The 20,258-nt window shown below is 44.0% G+C and carries 19 protein-coding genes; 11 read left to right on the plus strand and 8 right to left on the minus strand.

What is annotated here, in order from left to right:
* Positions 1 to 140: 140 nt before the first annotated feature.
* From dnaG to rpsU, 3 genes are all read right to left on the minus strand, one after another.
* Positions 141 to 1,922: a DNA primase gene (gene dnaG / locus AAC006_RS03520; RefSeq protein WP_013785436.1), complete on the minus strand. Its 1,782-nt coding sequence runs from the start codon at positions 1,920 to 1,922 to the stop codon at positions 141 to 143.
* A gap of 141 nt (positions 1,923 to 2,063) precedes the next feature.
* Positions 2,064 to 2,510, minus strand: coding sequence for a GatB/YqeY domain-containing protein (locus AAC006_RS03525; protein WP_013785435.1), 447 nt, complete (start codon positions 2,508 to 2,510; stop codon positions 2,064 to 2,066).
* A 350-nt stretch (positions 2,511 to 2,860) separates the two neighbouring features.
* Positions 2,861 to 3,076, minus strand: coding sequence for a 30S ribosomal protein S21 (gene rpsU, locus AAC006_RS03530; RefSeq protein ID WP_012517258.1), 216 nt, complete (start codon positions 3,074 to 3,076; stop codon positions 2,861 to 2,863).
* A gap of 536 nt (positions 3,077 to 3,612) precedes the next feature.
* On the opposite strand from rpsU, the gene tsaD reads away from it, so the two are divergent.
* Both tsaD and AAC006_RS03540 read left to right on the plus strand, forming a co-directional pair.
* The gene (tsaD, locus tag AAC006_RS03535; protein WP_013785434.1) at positions 3,613 to 4,626 is read left to right on the plus strand and encodes a tRNA (adenosine(37)-N6)-threonylcarbamoyltransferase complex transferase subunit TsaD; all 1,014 of its coding nucleotides are present in this window, start codon (positions 3,613 to 3,615) and stop codon (positions 4,624 to 4,626) included.
* A gap of 73 nt (positions 4,627 to 4,699) precedes the next feature.
* Positions 4,700 to 6,046 carry an ectonucleotide pyrophosphatase/phosphodiesterase gene (locus AAC006_RS03540; protein WP_339890689.1) on the plus strand — a complete coding sequence of 449 codons (1,347 nt, stop codon included), beginning with the start codon at positions 4,700 to 4,702 and terminating at the stop codon, positions 6,044 to 6,046.
* A 63-nt stretch (positions 6,047 to 6,109) separates the two neighbouring features.
* Here AAC006_RS03540 and plsY read toward each other — a convergent pair whose 3' ends face one another.
* Complete coding sequence (plsY, locus tag AAC006_RS03545; protein WP_126872460.1) at positions 6,110 to 6,712, minus strand: glycerol-3-phosphate 1-O-acyltransferase PlsY; 603 nt, start codon at positions 6,710 to 6,712, stop codon at positions 6,110 to 6,112.
* A 238-nt stretch (positions 6,713 to 6,950) separates the two neighbouring features.
* Between plsY and folB the strand changes: the two genes are divergently transcribed.
* The 4 genes from folB (at position 6,951) to AAC006_RS03565 (ending at position 9,128) form a co-directional block, all read left to right on the plus strand.
* Positions 6,951 to 7,304, plus strand: coding sequence for a dihydroneopterin aldolase (folB, locus tag AAC006_RS03550; protein WP_013785431.1), 354 nt, complete (start codon positions 6,951 to 6,953; stop codon positions 7,302 to 7,304).
* A complete protein-coding gene (gene folK / locus AAC006_RS03555; RefSeq protein WP_013785430.1) occupies positions 7,304 to 7,798 on the plus strand; it encodes a 2-amino-4-hydroxy-6-hydroxymethyldihydropteridine diphosphokinase in 495 nt (164 codons plus the stop codon). Before folB ends, folK begins: the two co-directional genes overlap by 1 nt.
* A gap of 8 nt (positions 7,799 to 7,806) precedes the next feature.
* Positions 7,807 to 8,607: an undecaprenyl-diphosphate phosphatase gene (locus tag AAC006_RS03560; RefSeq protein WP_057793864.1), complete on the plus strand. Its 801-nt coding sequence runs from the start codon at positions 7,807 to 7,809 to the stop codon at positions 8,605 to 8,607.
* Positions 8,608 to 8,759: 152 nt separating this feature from the next.
* The gene (locus tag AAC006_RS03565) at positions 8,760 to 9,128 is read left to right on the plus strand and encodes a histidine triad nucleotide-binding protein (protein ID WP_126872461.1); all 369 of its coding nucleotides are present in this window, start codon (positions 8,760 to 8,762) and stop codon (positions 9,126 to 9,128) included.
* A 147-nt stretch (positions 9,129 to 9,275) separates the two neighbouring features.
* On the opposite strand, the gene AAC006_RS03570 is transcribed toward AAC006_RS03565, so the two are convergent.
* On the minus strand, positions 9,276 to 10,982 hold the full coding sequence (locus tag AAC006_RS03570) for a Zn-dependent hydrolase (protein ID WP_126872527.1): 1,707 nt from the start codon (positions 10,980 to 10,982) through the stop codon (positions 9,276 to 9,278).
* 389 nt (positions 10,983 to 11,371) lie between these two features.
* On the opposite strand from AAC006_RS03570, the gene AAC006_RS03575 reads away from it, so the two are divergent.
* The gene (locus tag AAC006_RS03575) at positions 11,372 to 12,208 is read left to right on the plus strand and encodes an HDOD domain-containing protein (protein ID WP_126872462.1); all 837 of its coding nucleotides are present in this window, start codon (positions 11,372 to 11,374) and stop codon (positions 12,206 to 12,208) included.
* A gap of 48 nt (positions 12,209 to 12,256) precedes the next feature.
* On the opposite strand, the gene AAC006_RS03580 is transcribed toward AAC006_RS03575, so the two are convergent.
* Positions 12,257 to 13,420 (minus strand): benzoate/H(+) symporter BenE family transporter, encoded by a 1,164-nt coding sequence (locus tag AAC006_RS03580; RefSeq protein ID WP_126872463.1) that lies wholly within the window; start codon positions 13,418 to 13,420, stop codon positions 12,257 to 12,259.
* Positions 13,421 to 13,583: 163 nt separating this feature from the next.
* On the opposite strand from AAC006_RS03580, the gene AAC006_RS03585 reads away from it, so the two are divergent.
* Entirely contained in the window at positions 13,584 to 14,153 is a 570-nt protein-coding gene (locus tag AAC006_RS03585; RefSeq protein WP_126872464.1) for an XRE family transcriptional regulator, read from the plus strand.
* A 129-nt stretch (positions 14,154 to 14,282) separates the two neighbouring features.
* Here AAC006_RS03585 and rdgC read toward each other — a convergent pair whose 3' ends face one another.
* Positions 14,283 to 15,194: a recombination-associated protein RdgC gene (rdgC, locus tag AAC006_RS03590; RefSeq protein ID WP_126872465.1), complete on the minus strand. Its 912-nt coding sequence runs from the start codon at positions 15,192 to 15,194 to the stop codon at positions 14,283 to 14,285.
* Between the two features lie 93 nt (positions 15,195 to 15,287).
* Complete coding sequence (locus tag AAC006_RS03595; protein WP_126872466.1) at positions 15,288 to 17,024, minus strand: ATP-binding protein; 1,737 nt, start codon at positions 17,022 to 17,024, stop codon at positions 15,288 to 15,290.
* A 202-nt stretch (positions 17,025 to 17,226) separates the two neighbouring features.
* On the opposite strand from AAC006_RS03595, the gene phoB reads away from it, so the two are divergent.
* The 3 genes from phoB to AAC006_RS03610 all read left to right on the plus strand — a co-directional run bounded on the left by phoB (position 17,227) and on the right by AAC006_RS03610 (position 20,254).
* Positions 17,227 to 17,916 carry a phosphate regulon transcriptional regulator PhoB gene (phoB, locus tag AAC006_RS03600; protein WP_013785421.1) on the plus strand — a complete coding sequence of 230 codons (690 nt, stop codon included), beginning with the start codon at positions 17,227 to 17,229 and terminating at the stop codon, positions 17,914 to 17,916.
* A 73-nt stretch (positions 17,917 to 17,989) separates the two neighbouring features.
* Positions 17,990 to 19,291 carry a phosphate regulon sensor histidine kinase PhoR gene (gene phoR / locus AAC006_RS03605; protein WP_013785420.1) on the plus strand — a complete coding sequence of 434 codons (1,302 nt, stop codon included), beginning with the start codon at positions 17,990 to 17,992 and terminating at the stop codon, positions 19,289 to 19,291.
* Positions 19,292 to 20,254, plus strand: coding sequence for a phosphate ABC transporter substrate-binding protein (locus AAC006_RS03610; protein WP_126872467.1), 963 nt, complete (start codon positions 19,292 to 19,294; stop codon positions 20,252 to 20,254). It abuts the gene before it with no gap.
* The last annotated feature ends 4 nt before the right edge of the window (positions 20,255 to 20,258 follow it).

Below are 20,258 nucleotides of genomic sequence, written 5' to 3' on the forward strand. Positions count from 1 at the left end.
CTACTGACATTGCTGCAAATTTGTTCACATTTATGCTTATAAGCGTGCGTGCAGCGAATTAGCCAGTATAGCAGAATTACTAATGGTTTTACCAGATTGACGGCTGTTTTTTTAGCCAGTTATTAGCCTCGACCTTATGGTCAGCTTTTCTGGCGCTCCTTCATTAACAAGTTCAGTTCCTCTTTTTCCACTTGAGTGAGTGGTTGAACCCGAGAGCGGGAAATTAAAGTTTCTATGCGGCTATCGAAATGCCAATCGAGTAATCGAGCAAAACTGTCGCTATAAACACGCTCAGCATCCTCGTCTTTAACAAGATGTTCTTGTAACAATAATTTCGCGATAGTAGAAGAATGGGGATGATTGCGGAAGTTTTCAACTAGCTGAGCAGTGGTTGCTTGGGGATATTGGGCACAATAGCGATGAATATCCAATAACAGGTCCATCCCGGTTGCGTCACTCCCTTCAAATACCGAAGGTTGCACGTCATCACAACGTGTGGCTAACGAGGGAGAGTCTAGCAGTAACCTAATCAGCATGCGTAGCGGTGACAAGCGAGCTTTACCTACTTGGTTTCTATTCGCTGAATATGCAGGCTTGCTACTGGCATGGTTCGCTTTGGATATATCCTGCTGCAACTTAAATCTGTCGTATTCACCGGTGTGTTTAGCGAGCTCTTCTAGTAGCATCTGCTTTTGGTCGTCACCCTGCACACTCTCAATTAATGGCATGGCTGCTTTGCGAAGCGCTATTTTACCTTCCGGTGTACCCACTTTATGTGTTTTCAATTGGTTTTCGAAGAAGAAGCGTGACAATGGCATAGCATTATCAAGCATTTCCATGAAGGCATCTTTACCAATTTTTCTTACCATAGTATCTGGGTCTTCGCCGTCAGGTAAGAATAAGAAAGACAGTCTGACGCCGTCTTTTAACGCGGGCAGGGCATTTTCTAATGCGCGCCACGCCGCTTCACGACCTGCACGGTCGCCATCATAACAACAAACAATATGCGGGGTTGCGCGCACTAACATTTGCATATGTTCAGCTGTGGTAGCGGTGCCAAGTGCAGCCGTTGCTTGGTTAATACCGAATTGACTTAACGCCACCACATCCATATAGCCTTCAACAATAAGGACTGCGTCGAGTTGACGGTTCTGTTGACGAGCTTGGTAAAAACCAAATAGCTCGCTGCCTTTATGAAAAATGCGGGTTTCAGGGGAGTTTAAATATTTTGGGCCGCCGTCTTCTAATACACGGCCACCAAAACCAACAACGCGGCCTCGCTTGTCCCGAATGGGGAACATAATTCGGTCGCGAAAAAAGTCGTAGCGTCTACCTTGATCGTTCTGATTAACCAATTTTAAGTCGATAAGCTGTTTTACCCGGGCTTGGTCTTTGCCAAACGTTTTTAGCAACGCATCCCAACTGTCTGGTGCATAGCCTATTTCCCATTGCTTAACGATATCGCCACTAAGCCCACGACTTTTTAAATAATCTATGGCTTTGCCGCTATTTTCATTTTGTTTAAGTTGGTGTTGGAAAAAGCGAACAACTTGTTCCATTAGTGAGTAGTCGTCTTGCTGCTGCTGCTTTTTCTCTTCGCTAACAACAGGCAAGTGGCCTTTTTCTCTCGGTACTTCTAATCCGTAGAGTTTGGCGAGTTCTTCAATAGCCTCAACAAACTCAAGGCGGTCGAATTCCATCAAAAAAGAAATCGCGTTGCCGTGGGCACCACAACCAAAGCAATGATAAAACTGCTTTTCTTGGCTTACGGTAAAAGAAGGGCTTTTCTCATTATGAAAAGGGCAGCAAGCTTGATAATTTTTGCCCGCTTTTTTTAACTTCACCCTACTATCAACAATGTCTACAACATCGGTACGTGAGAGAAGATCATCAATAAAATCGCGAGGTATTTTTCCGGCCATGGGGAGACACTAATGCTTATAACGGTAATTAGGGTAGCACAAAAAAGTACTGTAACAGGGAAGGTAAATAATGAAAATGCCAGGTTTGCGATTACACAAACCTAGCTAATGCTATTACTACCCCTCGACTTTTATCGATAGTTAGGCATTTAAACGGGCTTTTATTTTAGCGCTTAGAGCGCCCATATCTGTGCGGCCTTGTACTTGTGGTTTAAGGCTACCCATTACTTTACCCATGTCTTGCATGCCTTGAGCACCGGTACTTACCATAGCTTCATCAATTAAGGCAGCCAGTTCGTCTTCGGTCAAAGGCTGTGGAAGGAAACCTTCTAACACAACAATCTCTTCACGCTCTTTACTGGCCAAGTCATCACGGTCAGCGGCATCAAATTGAGAGGCGGCATCTTGACGTTGCTTAACCATCTTGGTTAGTACTGCAAGAATGTCGCTATCAGTAAGGGTGATTTGCTCGTCGATTTCACGTTGTTTAATGGCTGCTATTGCCATGCGAATGGTGCCTAGACGTAATTTCTCTTTAGCGCGCATTGCATCTTTTTGTGCAGATTTTAAATCGTCTATTAAAGCCATGATGCTCCCAAATTAAGTAAAGTTTCAACAAAGAAGGAAAGTCATTATAAAGGTATAAAGAAAAAAGTTATAAAAAGAAAAAAGTTAAACAGTAAAAGTAAAAAAACATTCTATGCAGGGACACTCATAAAAAGGCATACACTATCTATAACGGGCAAGTCAGTGGGGTATTAAAAATCGGGAGTCTATCAGGGGGTCTTGATATTCACCGACGCACTGCATGTTAATAACCGGCGCGTTTCGCGTAAACAAATAATGCTAACAAGCGCTAATCAAAAATTTTCTGTACCCCAGAAACGCGAAAGGTGCTGCAAATGCAACACCTTTCAGACTCGTAACTTAACCCTGTTTTAGTAGAGTTTTACGCGACGTGCGTTTTCACGAGCTAATTTCTTTAGATGACGCTTTTTCGCAGCGGCTTTCTTACGCTTGCGTTCCCAAGTAGGCTTTTCGAAGAACTCACGACGACGAACTTCAGACAATACACCTGCTTTTTCACAAGAACGCTTAAAACGACGCAGCGCTACATCAAACGGCTCGTTTTCTCTAACTTTAACGATAGGCATTTAAACACTCACCTCAAAACTTTTGCTGTATAATTCCGGGAAATTGAGCGCTAAAAAGGCCACCCGGGTTAAAAATGGTGCGAAATTCTAATCATTTCCGAACAGAAAGTAAAGACTGAATTGCCAAAAAATAGGCAATATTGCGCAAATAAACGAAGCACCATTCCAAGATATGCGGAATAAAGGTAAACTCTGCGCCCTCTGAGACAAGGTAATACCTTTTATCTGTCTACGTGAGAAGAAGAATTCAGCGCGATCCCGCATTGGTTGAGTGGATCATATCACAGATCGCAGATGATCAAACAGGTCAGGTGCTGATCTATTGCAATAAACTTTGTTGCAATAAGTGCTGAGGTAACTCAAGTATCCTCTTGCAGGGTAAACGATGCTGATTATGCTCAATACTTGCGATTCGGCTATAGCTTGGGCTCGACAGGTTCGATAACTAAGCAAGCCATTGGTGTTTGTTATACCGTAAACATTGTTGTTAAAGACGTAAAAGTAAGGTTTGGCTCAATGCAAATATTAGGAATAGTATGCGTATATTAGGAATAGAAACTTCTTGTGATGAAACGGGTATCGCCGTTTATGACGACACTGCGGGATTATTGTCACACGAATTATACAGCCAAGTGAAATTACACGCCGATTACGGTGGTGTAGTGCCTGAACTTGCGTCACGGGATCATGTTAGAAAAATTATCCCGCTTATCGAAAAAGCGCTTAGTGATGCTAACACCCAACCTAATGAATTAGACGGCGTAGCCTTCACCCAAGGCCCAGGCCTTATTGGTGCGTTACTAGTGGGTTCTTCCGTGGGGCGTTCTCTAGCTTACGCGTGGGGGGTACCCGCAGTAGGTGTACATCATATGGAAGGGCATTTACTCGCCCCCATGTTAGAAGATAACGCGCCTGAATTTCCTTTTATTGCATTACTAGTTTCTGGCGGCCACTCTATGTTGGTAAAAGTAGAAGGCATAGGCAGCTACGAAGTTCTCGGTGAGTCGATAGATGACGCAGCCGGTGAAGCCTTTGATAAAACGGCCAAACTACTGGGGCTTGATTATCCAGGCGGGCCTTTATTAGCCAAGCTGGCAGAAAAAGGCGAGCCAGGGCATTACAAATTCCCAAGGCCAATGACAGACCGCCCAGGTTTAGATTTCAGCTTCAGCGGCTTGAAAACTTTTGCCGCTAATACCATCCGTGCTGCGGATGACAACGAGCAAACCAAAGCTAATATTGCATACGCATTTCAAGAAGCGGTTATCGACACGCTTATTATTAAGTGTAAGCGTGCACTCAAGCAAACGGGTATGAAGCGCTTAGTGATTGCCGGTGGCGTAAGTGCGAACACCATGTTGCGTACACAAATGAAAACCTTGATGGACGACTTACGTGGTGAGGTTTTCTATCCTAACTTAGCGTACTGTACCGACAACGGCGCCATGATAGCTTATGCAGGTATGCAGCGTTTGAAAGCCGGTGAAGTATTGGGGCTTTCTTCACAAGCTAAGCCTCGCTGGCCGCTGGATACGTTAGCGCCAGTATAATAATGTTGTCATCACAGGGTTTTATCATGCATGCTAAGTAGCAAATAAATTTACTTAGCATGTAGGAAATCTAGTGGTGTTTTCCCGTGATAGCGCTCGGCTCACAATACCGTTTATTGGCGCGGTACTTACCGCTAGTTGGTTGTCGCTAGCGGCCTTTAGTGCCCATGCAGATAATAAGCATGCAATTAATAACACCGTCGTTAATCAGAATGCGGTTAGCCATAAGAATCTGGCCTCGAGCCAGTCGGCTGAAAGTAGCAAAAATCATGTAGTTCTTATATCTTTAGACGGGTTTAGACATGATTACATCGAGCTGCACAATGCAAAAAATCTCGCACGAATTGCTAAGGCTGGTGTTCGAAGCACATCGTTAACACCTGTCTATCCCGCCAATACTTTCCCCAACCATATTTCTATTGTGACTGGGCTACTCCCCATACATCACGGCATTGTCGATAATCGTTTTTATGACAAGTTGCGACCCAGCAAAGAGGGTAGCTACGCACAATATTCTATGGGGAAGGCGCAAGACGATAGCAGCTGGATTACTGCGATGCCGCTTTGGCATTTGGCCGAGTTTCAGGGGCATAAAGCTGCAACCTATTTCTGGCCTGAATCTGACGCTAGAATAGCAGGAGCGCTGCCTTCTTATCTTTATCACTACTCGAAGCATGCAGATTACCAACAACGGATAGACCAAATTGTTCAATGGTTAAGTCTGCCGGAAGCTGCAAGGCCACTTTTTGTCTCAGGCTACTTTTCATTGACTGACACTGTGGGTCACGACGAAGGGCCTATGTCCGAGAAAACAAAAGAGGCTGTTGCAAAGGTAGATAAGCTAATCGGTCAATTGTACGACCGATTAAATGCGCTTTCGATAGACGTTAATTTGGTTGTGGTATCTGATCACGGTATGACCAACGTCAAAGATAGCCACCAGATTATGGTTGAGTCTTTAAATATTCCTGATTATTTCACTGTGCTTAACAGTGGTGCGCAAGTGCGTTTATATGCTAAGCCAGAGGTTACCTATGAGCAAATTGAAGATGAAAAAAATCGCCTCCGGTTGTTAGCGGAAGGGAGATTCATCTTGCTTACCTCCGTTGAACGCGATGTCAGGCATGCACAGTACAATGCGCGAACCGGCGATATTATTATGGAAACTGCCCCGCCTGCACGGTTTAAAAGTGAAGGAGATACTCATGTGAGCAAAGGTAGCCATGGTTATCTCAATACGTTGCCAGACATGGGCGGGCTATTTGTGGCGTCCGGGCCTTCGTTTAAACAAGGTAAAATGCTTCCAGCTTTCAGTAATCTAGAAATATACCCAGCGCTTGCTGAAATTATGGGCTTGGCCTTACTTGCCCCTATCGATGGTGAAATTAAGGTACTTCGGGAAGGTTTAAAAGAGGAATAACGCTAGGGCAGCTTTACCATACGCCCGAGCGAAAATAAAACATGTACGCTAAAGAAAGGTTGCTCACTCTTTGGTGTTGCCTTTGTCCCAAATTTTGCCCTCAGAGCGGCTGACTAACCTTTTGATATTGTCGCGATGACGCAAGATAATCAGCAAAGAGAGCATGATGACTGGAACGGTATAAAGGGGTTTTATTAACCAAGTAAAAAGCGGGGCAAGGCTTACTGCTACCAAGGCGCCAAGTGAGGAATAGCCGGTAAGAAACACCACTATAACCCAGCTCAAAATAAGCAAGCCAGCTAAATCTAATCCAATGGGTAACATGGCACCAAAGGCCGTTGCTACTGCTTTGCCCCCTTTGAAGCCAAAATATAAAGGGAAAATATGACCTATACATGCGGCAATAGCGACTAGGCCTAAAAGCACGGGGTCTAAGCCCAAAAAGTAGCTGGAATAAACCGGAATAGTCCCTTTTAAAATATCCATTACTAGCACCAGCAATGCCGGAATCCTGCCGCCAATTCGATATACATTGGTGGCGCCGGGGTTCTTAGAACCAGCAGTGCGGGGATCGGGAAGAGAAAATGCTTTGCAGATAACTACCGCGCTCGATAAAGAGCCAAACAAATAGGCTACGCAAATCATTAAAAGGGCCAACGGTATCATTATTGCTACTTTAACCTGCTGCTTTGTACACTAAACGTATATCTACACTAATAATATGGGGCGAATGCTATTGTGCGTGTTGCCCCCACTTGCAGTACAACGGTATAGTTGTGCCACCATCGCCCCATGGCGAATAACGTAAAGCGTAAAGCTACTCCATTCAAAAGTGATATACCACCTTTTGAGAAGAAGTTAACGTGGTAGTAAGACCAGTATGGTCATAAGAATGAAAAGGTTTATGGGAAAAATATATATAACAGGGCTGGCTGTCGATACCCTTATCGGTGTGTATGATTGGGAACGGGAGCGTTTAACCACGCTGTTGCTCGATGTTGAACTCGACGCTAACCTAGATGCCGCAATGCAGTCAGATAATGTCGACGATACCATTAACTATGCCGACGTGGCTGATTGTATTACCGAGGTAGGAAAAAACAGTCGTTTTATGCTGTTAGAAGCATTTGGCGGCGCGGTAATGAACAAGGTATTAGCCATGTTTCCGGCCCATGCCATCAGCCTTAAAATTGTGAAGCCGAATATTCTACCTAATGCCCAAACGGTGGCAGTGGCTATGTATCAGGAAAAGTCCTAGTGGGGCGTCATACCATTTTAATCAGTGTGGGTTCCAATATCGACAAAGAACACTACATACGAGAAAGTATTAAAGCGCTTAAACTGCATTTCGATGACGTTAGTTACTCGTCGGTATATGAGAGTGAGTCAGTCGGCTTCGATGGCAGTGCCTTTTATAACCTAGTGGCGAAAGCCGTTACTTCTATGAGTATTATTGAAGTGCGAGATACCTTTCGTCAGATTGAAAGTGACAACGGCCGTAAACACGGGGAAAAGAAATTTTGTTCCCGTACACTGGACTTAGATTTACTCACGTACGATGACCAAATTACCCATGAACCCGTTGTGCTACCTCGGGAAGAGATTCTGTATAACGCCTTTGTATTATGGCCGTTAGCTGAATTGGTTCCTAATGAAATCCACCCTGTTGAAGGCAAAACCTACGAGGCACTTTGGCAGGCATTTGATAAAGAAAAACAAACACTCTCGCCCATCAATTTTACTTGGAGCTAAGCAACGGAATGACACTGTTCGAAATAATCATATTGGCCATTATTCAGGGCGTTACCGAATTTTTACCTATCAGCAGTTCTGGGCATCTTTTGCTGCCCGCAGAACTATTTGGCTGGGTAAGTCAGGGGTTAGCGTTTGACGTTGCTGTTCACGTGGGAAGTTTACTGGCGGTAATGATTTACTTTCGCCAAGAAATCGCACAAATGACAGTGGCTTGGGTTACCAAGGGATTCACAAAAGAGCAAAACACTGACAGTAAGTTAGCCTGGTATGTGATTATCGCAACTATACCTGCTGTGATTATTGGTTTTGTAATGAAAGACTGGATAGAACTTAATGCCAGAACAGCCCTTGTTATCGCCGCAACCACTATTATTTTTGGTCTTGCCCTATGGTATGCCGACGCCACCGCGAAACGCACTCAAGAATTAACATCGCTTAACTGGAAACAAGCATTGTTAATTGGTCTAGCGCAAGTACTGGCGCTGATTCCCGGTACTTCTCGCTCGGGTATTACCATGACAGCAGGTTTGATGCTGGGCTTAAATAGAGAGAGCTGTGCGCGCTTTTCGTTTTTACTGTCTATTCCCGTTATTTTGGGCGCCGGTTTACTTGCCACTCTTGATTTATTACAAGCTAACGAAGCCGTTGATTGGTCTGCGTTGCTCTATGGCGCTGCGTTCTCATTTGTGAGTGCTTACTTATGTATTTACCTCTTCCTTAGCTGGATATCGCGAATTGGTATGCTGCCATTTGTGATTTACCGCTTACTGTTAGGCGTCATTTTGCTTTGGTTCGTTTTTGCATAAGTTGTTCCTATAAACTCAAGAGCAAAGAAGACTGGGTCGCAAATGACTGTGTTGGTGTAATACAATAAGGCGAATTCCTGTCTAGGGAAAGCGCCTCTTTTAAAGCATAAACAATGTAGTATGGTTACAATAATTGATGCAGGGAGTACGCAATGTTAGACACTATTTTTACGAAGATTATCAATAAAGAAATACCAGCAGATATCCTTTATGAAGATGATATCTCGTTGGCGTTTAGGGATATAAATCCGCAAGCGCCGGTGCATTTTTTAGTGATCCCGAAAAAGGCTATTCCTACCATTAACGACATCACTAAAGAAGACAGGGAAGTCGTAGGGCACCTATCTTATGTGGCTGCAAAGGTCGCGGGTGAATTAGGCGTAGATGAGCAGGGTTACCGCACGGTAATGAACTGTAATGAGTTTGGTGGGCAAACGGTGTACCACATACACTTACATGTGCTAGCCGGTAAAATCATGGGCTGGCCGCCATATACTGATACCGCAAAGCGTTTGGAATAGATAGGGTTTAGCGTAAAAGCCCTTAGAATGAAAAACGTTTTAACTCACCACTCAACGTAGAATGGTGAGTTAAATAGCCAGTCAGTTGCTTAACACAGGCAACTAACTGGCTTAGTGTTTAATGAACCGCTTATCGATAGATAGTGGTTAGTTCAAACCAAGTACCTTTTTACCTTGTTCGAAGTGAATATCGACAGGGATGTTTGCCGCTTCTAAGCGCGCTAAATCTGCTGCTAGCTGTGGTTTAATCACGCCCATATTGGCTACAAGTTCTGCAACACCATCGTAGTCGCCATCACCTTGCAGGGTTAAAATAAGCTCAGATAATGCGGCGACTGCTGCGCCCATCTTCTCAACATTAACGCGATAAACACCTTCTTCGGTTTGCTCAAAAGCGCCTTCTTGTGCAAAGAAATTAAAGCGAATCATATTCGCCTTACCGTGCGCACTAGAGGCCCCAAAACGTACTGAGCGGAAAATGCCGGCCATAAAAGTGACATAGTAATCTTCAAGTGTACCCTCTGAAATTTCGCCTTTTTCAAGCAAGCTTTGAATCATGTAAAGACCCAAAATGTCAGCTTTACCTTCTTCTAATGCCGAGGCGTGTTCTTTAAGTGAGCCTCTTACCGTATCGCTACCATCAAGGGTGTTTTTTATACCTAAGCCATGCGCCACTTCATGAAACATGGTGTTAGCAAAAAACGCATCAAACGTAATATGATCACGTTGCTCAGGTGCAATTAACATATCCGCAATAGGAATAAGAATATTGTCGAACTTGGCACGCATCGCGTTTTTAAGTTGCAAACGACGGGTGCCTTTTTCAAGCTGTACACGCTCATCATTAGGTAAGTTGATCGCAATGGTTTTACTGCCAGCATTTGAATGCCCCGCGTAATACACAACGTCATAGGCGTTTAAGTCGGCGTCGGAGCCAGGTACTTCCGCTTTGTACTGGGCAGGTACAGGCAAACCTTTTTGTAGCTCTGGAAGAAAAGCAGCGTATTTTGCGAGTTTTTCACTCCACGCTAAATCTTTTACCAAAACGTAGGCTTCAAAGGCGGCGCGATAACCAAATAGTTGGTCTTCATAGCTTTCGATTGGGCCAATTACCAACTCTACAGGGTTTGTCTTCATGTCCATCCACGCCATGTCCGAGGCTAAGTAATCGTCGGTAAGTAATGCTTGTGCGCGCAGGGTTAAGTAGGCTTTAAAGCTTGGATCTTCGGCAAGTTCAGCAGCCTCTTTAAGAATCTTTGATGCAGCGGTGAGTTCACTTTTGTACGCCTCAGAGTAGGGCACAGAGTAAAGGTTGCCAGCTTCATCTTGCTTCACCAACGAGTATAAGCCTTGTTTGTCATCGAACGTGGCGGTCGCGAAGTCAGCCTTTGTCATGTTGTGAGGATAAAATTCAGCACCTAGGGCTTTCTCTTCATAGCCTGAAAGAAACGCATTATCGCCGTTCAATCTGTCCCATGGCCCATAGTTGATTGAAGCAAAGTGTTTAACGTCGTCGTTTTCAATACTATTTAAAAACGCATTTTTATCGCCGAAGAAGGCCTGTTTCCAAAATAAGTCGTCCATTATTTTAGACGCATCTATGAGCAAACCTATCATCTTTTGTTGATTGTCGCTTAAATGGGATAAATCACTGGTCAATTCAACGGGATGATAAATAGATAGCCTAGACTCATTCACAAGAAGCGTGCTATCTGATGATGTGGTATGCGAAGCCTCTACGGAAGGGTTTGCTTTTGATATGCCTTCTTCTGGTGCCTTGGAGCAGGCGCTCATAAATAAACTTGTGGCAACTGCCACGGCAAGAGTAGAGTAATGTTTAGGTGATAATTTCATCATAAAGGTTTCTGTTTTAGATTTATTGGCAGGATAAGAATATACAATAAACTAACACGTTAGCGAGCAGCGTTTTGATGTGTATCAAGGTTTCATGTAAAGGCATATGTACTACACTATTCACAACGCGTAATAATGCATATTCAATGTTGAGTTAGTAAAAGGTTCAATATAACTTAAGCTTAATAAAGGTTATAACATAAGGGGAATATGATTTCCTGCTATCATAAAGCTATGCTTTTCATATGTGTAGCGTATAGTGGAATAGTAAGTCTCTGAGCAACTGCAACTTGGTCATTTACTCGCAAACAAGGATTACAGTGTAACCGCGGGTATCTTAAATTCATTGCCTTTTAGTGGCTATTTGAAACATATCTAAGGGTAGGTATATGTCTACACAAAATGCGCTCTCAACAATTCTTGTTGAAAAAATAACAAACGACACACTCGTACTTCCTACGTTACCGGCTATTGCTTTAAAAGTGAGAAAGTCAGCGGATGATCCTAATATCAACCTAAGTGCTATGGGTGATGTTATCGGACAAGACCCCTCGCTAAGCGCAAGAATGATTAAAATTGCGAACAGCGCTTACATGGGCCGGAGTATAAAAGTAAATTCTATCAGCCAAGCGGTAACTCGTATTGGGTTACGCCAAATCAAAAATATTTCAACCGCGCTTGCCATGGAACAGCTGTTCGTTTCTAAAAATGATGTAGTGAGTGCCTATCTACAAAAAGAGTGGGCGAATACCGTTAATATCGTGGCTAATTCAATGGCGGTAATGCAGCTTTATATCGCGCGCACGAAAAAGCGTGAAATGAGTATGGATATTATGACGCTAACAGCGTTAACCCATAACATTGGCGTATTGCCTATCCTGACCGAAGCAGAAAGACATCCTGAAGTGTTTGCGAATCCAACCTTTTTAGAAGTGGCCATCGACAAGCTAGCGGGCCGAATTGGCGCTAGCATCATGCGAGAATGGGGCTTTGGTGAAGAGTTTGTGAGTGTAGCCAAATGCTGGAAAGATTTGAGCTATATACCTGAACAGGTTACCTACATAGATTTCGTTCGTGTTGGCGCTGCCGTTTCTGGCGCAATGGACAGTCAAAAAGACGCGGTTTTGAACTTAGCCATACAGCGTGATGTTATTGATGATGTGGCGATACTTCACTCAGATGAATTTGCCGATCTTGCCGGTGCGGCGAAACAAATATTTGCCTAACACCTTACTAGCATAATGTTAGTAAAGCAGGATTATCTGAAGCCGAACTTATGTTCGGCTTTTTTGTTTGTTGCTTTCAACCAACATTAACAATAAGCCAAGTAAAAGGCCCCACACCGCTGACGTGATGGATAGAAGACTAAAGCCTGATGCCGTACATAAAAAAGTGACCAAGGCAGCGTGACGGTATTTGTCGCTCTCTACGGTTTTGACCAAGGCGGCTTGCAAGGTAGACAGCAGCGCAAGACCTGCCAGTAAATGCACTACAATCGGGGGCATTGAAACGAACAAAACCACCACAACAGACGCAAGTAGCCCCATAAATAGGTAACCAATACCTGCGGCGATGGCCGCTTTATAACGCTGACTTTTATCTTTATCTGCTTCTTCCCCCATGCACAAGGCCGCGGTTATTGCCGCAAGATTGAACGTGAACCCGCCAAATGGCGCTAGCACCCCCTGCAATATGGCAATGCCACTTAGCACTGTTTTATGGTCGGGGTGGTAACCATGGGAATGGTGTATCGCAATGCCGGGTAAATTCTGAGAAAGGGTAGTAATAATGTACAAAGGAACGGCAAGCCCAATGGCGGCGGTAACTGAAAACTCAGGGCTGACCCACACGGGAGTGGGTAGTGAGAGAGTTAACGGGATTTCACCGTTTAAGAAGCTACTAGTGACAATAGAAACAGCCAGTAAACACAACATAAGGTAGCGAGGGAAAAATCGGCTTCCAACAAGATAGATAGCCAGAAAACTGGCAACAATATAGGGGTGTTGTTCTACATCAGTGAATATCGATATACAGATAGGCAATAGAATACCTGCCAGTAGCGCCGATGAGATACTAGCCGGAATGCGGCTTATTTGATTGAGCAAACTGCGACTTTGCGCGGTAACCAGCGAAAGCACTGCGCAGATAATAAAGGCGCCAATACTCTCAGGAAGGGTGTACTGCTCCACGCTACCTAATAAAAAGGCCGCACCAGGGGTCGACCAGGCGGTGACGACAGGCATTTTCATTAGCCAAGAATAGAAAATACAGGAAATGCCCATGCCTAGGCCTAAGGCGAGAAGCCAACTAATGACCATATCAGGGCTTGCCCCCGCTTTACGGGCAACATCAATAACAATAACAACAGCACTGCTATAGCCAACGGTGACTGCCGTTAATCCTGAAGAAATGTGGCTAATCTGCCATTCTGATTTCATCTTTGCCCCAACCATTTGAACCTAAACCTAAACTACTTCATACTGTGTGCGTTATAACGTACACAATAAGTTAACTCTACACTTGTGCGTTATAGCGCACAAGGCGTTTTGCATTAAAATGCTAAATCGACTCTATTTGTAAGAATGTGACAAGAAGCAGTAAATGATGAAGACCAATAGCGATGCACTACAGGCGGGAGACTTTTCGTTAAGTATTTCTGCGCGTTTAAAGCAGTTGCGTGGTGATATGGGCTTGTCTCTTGATAAAGCCGCCACGTTAACCGGTGTGTCTAAAGCCATGTTAGGCCAAATAGAGCGGCAAGAGTCAAGCCCTACTATCGCTACCTTGTGGAAAATTGCGACTGGGTTGAATGCTTCGTTTTCCTCCTTTATTGCGGCAAACGCACAATCTGAATTCGATGTTAATCACGGCTTTATTCACGACCCAAACATGCAAGTGAAAACCCTTTTTCCGTTTGATGTAAACAAAGGTTTTGAGGTGTTTGAAATTACCTTAACGCATTTTCATGAGCAACGCTCTACGGCCCATCAAAGTGGGGTTACTGAACATATTCATTGCATTGGAGGCAGGTTAACCTTGTGGCAAGGTAATGAGTGTAAAACCATCAAAGCCGGCGAGCAGTATTTAATAGATGCCGATCAAGCGCATGGCTATAAAGATGAAAGTGGGGAAACCCAGTTTATTAATATTATCCACTACCCGGTGCTGTAAAGGCAGCTGGCAGGCAAGTGATTAGAGGTGAAGCGGGTAACTAACGGGTGGCAAAGATAAACAAAATGTTGAGCAATACCCATGGGGCACTGCTCAACACGTATTAATTTCACGCTAGTTAAACACGGTTTAGGTGTTAGCGTCATTCAAGTTGAGCGTTTCACGCAAGAAGTTTAGCAAAGTACAAAGCTCTGCAGACATTAACGCAAATTCAGCATCTAGGCGTGCTTCAATTTGGTCTTTAGGAATGTCTTCAGTCTCTTCTTTTAATCTATCGGTAAACTTAATACGCTTTAACGAGCCATCTTCAGCAATAACTGCCGTTAGGGTATCTTGATATTCAAACGCCACTTTTTGTACCAGCTTACCTGCATCCAAATGAATCGTGATTTCATCACTATCAAGCGGCTGGTTTTTACAGCGAATAATACTGCCAGCATCATCTGTAGATTTGAACTCGGCTTCTTCAAGTAGTGCTATGCCATCTGGCGCTGAGTCAGTCAGCCAGTGAGTCAGTTCAGACTGCAAACTGTGGCGGGCTAAAGGCACAACCGGTAGTGAGCCAATGGCTTTTCGAACTAGGGCCAAAAAGGCTTCAGCTTTGCCATCGGCAGAGGCATCAACAGCCACAAGGTTATCTTCTAACGAAATAAACCCATGGGTGTAAGTGTTTTTAGTAAACGCTTGAGGCAACAAGCGAGTTTGAATTTCCTGCTTAAGATCGGCTTTAGCCTTTTTACCGACAGGCGAACCGGTTTCCATTTCAATTTTGGCAACCATGTCGTCCAGTTCGGCATTAATTACCGCGGCGGGAAGTAGCTTTTCTTGCTTCTTAACGGTAAGCCAGTAACGTTGCCCAACACGCTGAAACATAGTGCCTTGTTTGCCGGCTTGGGAGAAAGGGGAGGCAAAGCCCATAGTGGCCAAGTCTTGACTCTTACAAGGACGGAAGGCTTGCTCGCTTAGCACGCGCTCTAGGTCGTCATCGTCAAGGGAAAGTGGCTGTGTAATTTGGTAGGCTTTTATATTTTTAAACCACATTTGAGGCTATCTCTTTTAAAAATGGTGGGCAAGCGTACCAAGCTAGCGAATGCGGTGCAACGGATATAGTACGGGAGCTATAGAGATTTTTTGTTAAGCCGGTTTGCCCTTCATGGGAAAGCGAATGGTATATTGGAGGCCATCGCCAGGTTTGCTTTGCGCTTCAATGTGGCCAGATAAAGACTGAGTAACAAGGTTGTACATAATGTGTGTGCCAAGCCCGCTGCCGCCTTCTCCTCGCTTAGTCGTAAAGAAGGCGTCAAACAACTTATCTAAATCATCATTAGACAAGCCTTTCCCGTTGTCACGGTAACGCATTTCTATGGTGTTGTTATCCGTACTCACATCTAACGTTATTTTGCCATCGTTAGTGTCTTCAAAACCATGCACTAAAGAGTTCACAATCATGTTCGTCACAATTTGGGCAATGGCCCCTGGTGCACAGCGAATATAAAGATCTTCAGGGCAACTAACCACTATTTCATGATTATTATGCTTGAAGCTTGGCTTAAGTGATTTAATGATGTCACGAATGTAATCGTTAAGGTTTATCTCTCGTTCAGTTTCGCTGGTTTGATCCACCGCCACTTGTTTGAAGCTGGCGATAAGCTCAGATGCTCTGTTTAAGTTAGTTAACAGGAGATTAGCCGTTTGTTCTGCTTCATTAATGAAGTTTTCCATGTTTTTTGTAGTCAGGCTTTTTTCTTCAAAACTCGTTTTTAAGTTATTAAGTCGCTCTTGCAAAAAGCTGGCGGCAGTTACGCCAACGCCAAGTGGTGTATTTACGTCATGGGTAATCCCAGCTACCAAACCGCCAAGAGAGGCCATGCGCTCAGATTCGACCAATTGGTCTTTGGCGAGTTGTAAATTTCCCATTGAATTCGCTAACTCCGAATTTTTTTTGCGAAGCTCATCTTCTATATACTGCCTATTTTCATTCTCTTGACGAAGCTCTCTTTGATTTGCGATAAGCTCGTCTTTTTGTTGTTCAAGGCTAAGCATAATTTGAGAAAGCGAAGAGGTTTTCTTAGCGACTTCTTGCTCTAAAATAAGATTCTGATCGTCTAGCTTTTTATTGGCATGCGATAGCTGGCTTTGAGCATTGGTCAACTTACCATTAGATACGATTAAATCGTCGATAACATTGTTGTACGATTCTTTTAATTGCAATAACTCATTATCGTCACTTATTTTGACTGAAAGCTTGCTTTCATCGGGATGAAGCGGATCAAATCCTTCCATTTGATGAATTATTTCAGCCAAGGGTTCGGACAACATGGTGCGAAACGCGGTCATAAAAAGAAACACCAAAAAGGTGGTTTTTATTAACGCATTTCCAATAAGAAAAAAGATGCCAATTTCGATACGGCCAAAAATAGTATCGAAACTTGAGTAGAGCGTTACATCGCCTACGGTCGATTCTCGTCCTGAAAATTTAAATATTAATGGAAAGCTATAACTGAAAATCCCACCCGGGTGGTCTTCAATAAGTTCTTCTTCGATAGGAGAGCGGGGACGCTGAATGCTTAAACCGTAGTCGGCAATTTGATTGCCATTTTCATCCCTAACTTGTACACCTTCAACAATAGGAAGTTCTAATAACCCCTCTGCTATTGAGCTAGCTTGTTCGCTGTTCAATTCCCACAGGGCACGGGTTAAGCTGGTTGAGAAGGTATTTTTTAAAGTTTGTAATTCGTCTTCGACATGATCTTTGGTACTTAGATACTCGGTAAAAATCTGTCCAACGGTAACAATAAGCGTAAGAATGAAGTATACAGAGAGCACTCGTGTCAGCAGTTTTCTTGATAACCCAGTTTTTACCGCCGCCATTGAACAACATTCCTCTGTCTATAATTTACTTTACCTTCATTGCCAAGAATATGCGTAAATGTATGAATAAACAAGCAAGCGCTATGAAGAAAATACGACCCATCTTTGTAGAAAACTTGACACATTAATGTAATCGTTTTAATAAAAGTGTCACAGTGCACATTAATAATAGCGGCGTTTTGTGATGAGCAGGAAAATAATAATGTCTCGTACAGTTTTGGTGGTTGAGGACGAAGCGCCCATCCGTGAAATGCTTAAGTTTGTGTTAGAGCAATCTGGTTTTAATATTATTGAAGCCGAAGATTACGATATAGCGCAAGAAAAAATATGTGAACCTTACCCAGATTTAATCTTACTCGATTGGATGCTACCTGGTGGAAGCGGCGTTCAATTGGCCAAGAGTTTAAAGCAACATGAGTTCACTCGTGATATCCCAGTGATCATGCTTACCGCAAGAGGCGAAGAAGAAGATAAAATTCGCGGTCTTGATGCGGGTGCTGACGATTACGTCACCAAACCGTTCTCACCTAAAGAGCTTATTGCTCGAATAAAAGCGGTGATGCGACGAGTAACGCCTACATCAAATGAAGAGCCTATTGAATTTAACGGCTTGAAACTTGAGCCTGTGTCTCATCGCGTTATGGCCAATGAAGATCCGTTAGACATGGGTCCAACCGAGTTTAAACTTCTTCACTTCTTCATGACCCATCCAGAGCGCGTTTATAGCCGTGAGCTATTACTCGACAATGTCTGGGGGACGAATGTATATGTGGAAGATAGAACCGTTGATGTGCATATCAGACGTTTACGCAAAGCTATCTCTCGTCATGGGCATGATGCTATGATTCAAACCGTGCGTGGAGCCGGTTACCGTTTCTCTACCAAACTCTAAATTCCCAGCGGATAAGAGACGCCGATAGCGTCTCTTCGCTCTCCGCGTTTCACTGTTTCAGGGCGCATTCACTATGTACTACCCGTTCTCATGGCTGAGAAGTACCCTTCGACTAGTGCTATACCTTTTGGTATTCGCGCTAATCGGTTGGTATATGAATGACATGTTATTTGCTGTAGCCATTGGCGCCACCTTGCTGCTTATCTTCAACTATTGGCATTTATACAAGCTTAACCGCTGGTTGTGGCATAGTCGTAAAATGTCACCACCCACCGTGCGTGGTGTGTGGGAACATATTTACGAAGGCATTTATTACCTGCAGCGCAGAAACAGAAATAAGCGTAAAGAGCTAGGTGAACTCGTGAAGCGATTTCGTGAGGGCTCTGAAGCCTTACCCGATGCCGCGGTAGTGGTGGATTCAAAAGCATGTATTATTTGGTGTAACCGCTTAGCCCGGCTGGATTTGGGCTTGAAGTGGCCACAGGATGCGGGCAGAAGGCTCGATAATTTACTACGCCACCCAGAGTTTATTCAGTACTTCCATGCTGGAAATTTCAAATATCCTATTGAAGTACCATCACCCACTAACCCGCATAAAACCTTTGAATATCGGGTTATGCCTTATGGTGACGAACACCTTTTATTAATTGCGCGTGATATTACCCGTGTTTCTCAGTTAGAGGCCATGCGTAAAGATTTTGTCGCCAATGTGTCACATGAATTAAGAACGCCGCTTACGGTAATTAATGGGTATTTAGAAATTTTGCCGGTGGATGAGTCGGCCGATCCTTTTATGCAAAAAGCCATGAAGGAAATGACCGCGCAAACTCATCGTATGCAAAATTTGATTGAAGATTTATTAGTGTTGTCTCGCATTGAGGCCAGCTCTGAACGCATTTATGAAAACGTAGTGAATATTCCTACGGTACTGTCTCAGATAGAGCGAGAAGCGCAGGCGCTTAATAAAGAAAAACAGCACCATATTGAATTTCATATTGATACCGAACTAAAAGTATTTGGGGTTGAAACCGAATTGCGAAGTGCTTGTTCTAACTTGGTATTCAATGCCGTGCACTACACTCCACCTGGTGGAGAAATTCATGTATATTGGCATGGTGACGAGGAAGGGGCTAAATTTGCCGTTCATGATAATGGCGATGGTATTGAGTCTAATCACCTTAATCGACTTACCGAGCGTTTTTACCGTGTCGATAAAGCACGGTCTCGCAAGACTGGTGGCTCAGGATTAGGCTTGTCGATAGTAAAGCACGTACTTAGCCATCACAATTCCCGTTTAGACATTGCCAGTACCTTAGGTGAGGGCAGTCAGTTTTCCTTTGTGCTTGATAAAGAGTTAATTGCGGAGCAAATTTGAATGCGAATAAAGCAATTCATCGCCTCGTGCAATGTGGCCGTTTTGCTTCTTGTATCAGGCTCGTTGGGGGCTGAAACTACCCATGAGCTAGAGTATGAACGCCAACCTGGGGTGGCAGGAAAGATCACCTCGGTAGGTTCAGACACACTCGCGAATTTAATGACCTTTTGGTCGCAAGAGTTCAAAGCCCTCTATCCGCAGGTGGGTTTCCAAATTCAAGCCTCGGGGTCTTCTACTGCGCCCCCTGCGCTTATTGAAGGTACAGCCACTATCGGCCCCATGAGCCGAGAATTAAAGCCTAGTGAAATTCGCGATTTTACCCGCAAGCACGGTTACCCGCCTTTAGTCCTTAAGGTTGCGATGGATGCTATCGCTATTTTTGTGGAACGCAGAAACCCGCTACAAGGCCTTACCCTGAAGCAAGTCGATTCTATCTTTTCTCAAACACAATTTTGCGGTGGGGATGGGCCAATCAATAAATGGTCAGAGTTAGGCATTGATGCTAATGGCTATCGCGCCCCAATTCGCTTGTACGGGCGAAACTCGGTATCAGGAACCTATGGATTATTTAAAATCATAGCCATGTGTGACGGTGATTTTAGAAATACGGTAAACGAGCAGCCTGGGTCGGCTTCAGTGGTACTTTCTGTCGCCTCAGGTAAAGGCGCTATGGGTTATGCGGCCTATGGTTACAAAACCGCAGGGGTGCGGGCGCTGCCGTTAGGTGAAACGAAAGATTCGTTAGTGCCACTTACCATAGATAACGTTCGTAGTGAGTCTTATCCGTTCTCGCGCTTCTTGTATTTGGTGATAAACAAAAAACCTGGTGAGCCACTGCCTACCCTTGAAAGAGAGTTTTTGCGTTATATTCTATCTGAACAAGGGCAAGAACAAGTCGCGCGTGATGGGTACTTTCCAATTCGTGAAGATATGCTCTTAAGGCAGCGTAGGTTGGTCGATTAATTTG

This window comes from uncultured Alteromonas sp. (genome assembly GCF_963976965.1).
Classification (GTDB): Bacteria; Pseudomonadota; Gammaproteobacteria; order Enterobacterales; family Alteromonadaceae; genus Alteromonas; species Alteromonas naphthalenivorans.

What these genes read in the sequence shown, in the direction of transcription:
- phoR (WP_013785420.1), top strand. Translation starts at nt 17,990, where the DNA reads ATGTACTACCCGTTCTCATGGCTGAGAAGTACCCTTCGACTAGTGCTA.
- tsaD (WP_013785434.1), top strand. Translation starts at nt 3,613, where the DNA reads ATGCGTATATTAGGAATAGAAACTTCTTGTGATGAAACGGGTATCGCC.
- AAC006_RS03570 (WP_126872527.1), bottom strand. Translation starts at nt 10,982, where the DNA reads ATGAAATTATCACCTAAACATTACTCTACTCTTGCCGTGGCAGTTGCC.
- AAC006_RS03575 (WP_126872462.1), top strand. Translation starts at nt 11,372, where the DNA reads ATGTCTACACAAAATGCGCTCTCAACAATTCTTGTTGAAAAAATAACA.
- AAC006_RS03565 (WP_126872461.1), top strand. Translation starts at nt 8,760, where the DNA reads ATGTTAGACACTATTTTTACGAAGATTATCAATAAAGAAATACCAGCA.
- AAC006_RS03525 (WP_013785435.1), bottom strand. Translation starts at nt 2,510, where the DNA reads ATGGCTTTAATAGACGATTTAAAATCTGCACAAAAAGATGCAATGCGC.
- AAC006_RS03585 (WP_126872464.1), top strand. Translation starts at nt 13,584, where the DNA reads ATGATGAAGACCAATAGCGATGCACTACAGGCGGGAGACTTTTCGTTA.
- AAC006_RS03560 (WP_057793864.1), top strand. Translation starts at nt 7,807, where the DNA reads ATGACACTGTTCGAAATAATCATATTGGCCATTATTCAGGGCGTTACC.
- AAC006_RS03595 (WP_126872466.1), bottom strand. Translation starts at nt 17,024, where the DNA reads ATGGCGGCGGTAAAAACTGGGTTATCAAGAAAACTGCTGACACGAGTG.
- rpsU (WP_012517258.1), bottom strand. Translation starts at nt 3,076, where the DNA reads ATGCCTATCGTTAAAGTTAGAGAAAACGAGCCGTTTGATGTAGCGCTG.
- plsY (WP_126872460.1), bottom strand. Translation starts at nt 6,712, where the DNA reads ATGATACCGTTGGCCCTTTTAATGATTTGCGTAGCCTATTTGTTTGGC.
- rdgC (WP_126872465.1), bottom strand. Translation starts at nt 15,194, where the DNA reads ATGTGGTTTAAAAATATAAAAGCCTACCAAATTACACAGCCACTTTCC.
- AAC006_RS03580 (WP_126872463.1), bottom strand. Translation starts at nt 13,420, where the DNA reads ATGAAATCAGAATGGCAGATTAGCCACATTTCTTCAGGATTAACGGCA.
- AAC006_RS03610 (WP_126872467.1), top strand. Translation starts at nt 19,292, where the DNA reads ATGCGAATAAAGCAATTCATCGCCTCGTGCAATGTGGCCGTTTTGCTT.
- folB (WP_013785431.1), top strand. Translation starts at nt 6,951, where the DNA reads ATGGGAAAAATATATATAACAGGGCTGGCTGTCGATACCCTTATCGGT.
- dnaG (WP_013785436.1), bottom strand. Translation starts at nt 1,922, where the DNA reads ATGGCCGGAAAAATACCTCGCGATTTTATTGATGATCTTCTCTCACGT.
- phoB (WP_013785421.1), top strand. Translation starts at nt 17,227, where the DNA reads ATGTCTCGTACAGTTTTGGTGGTTGAGGACGAAGCGCCCATCCGTGAA.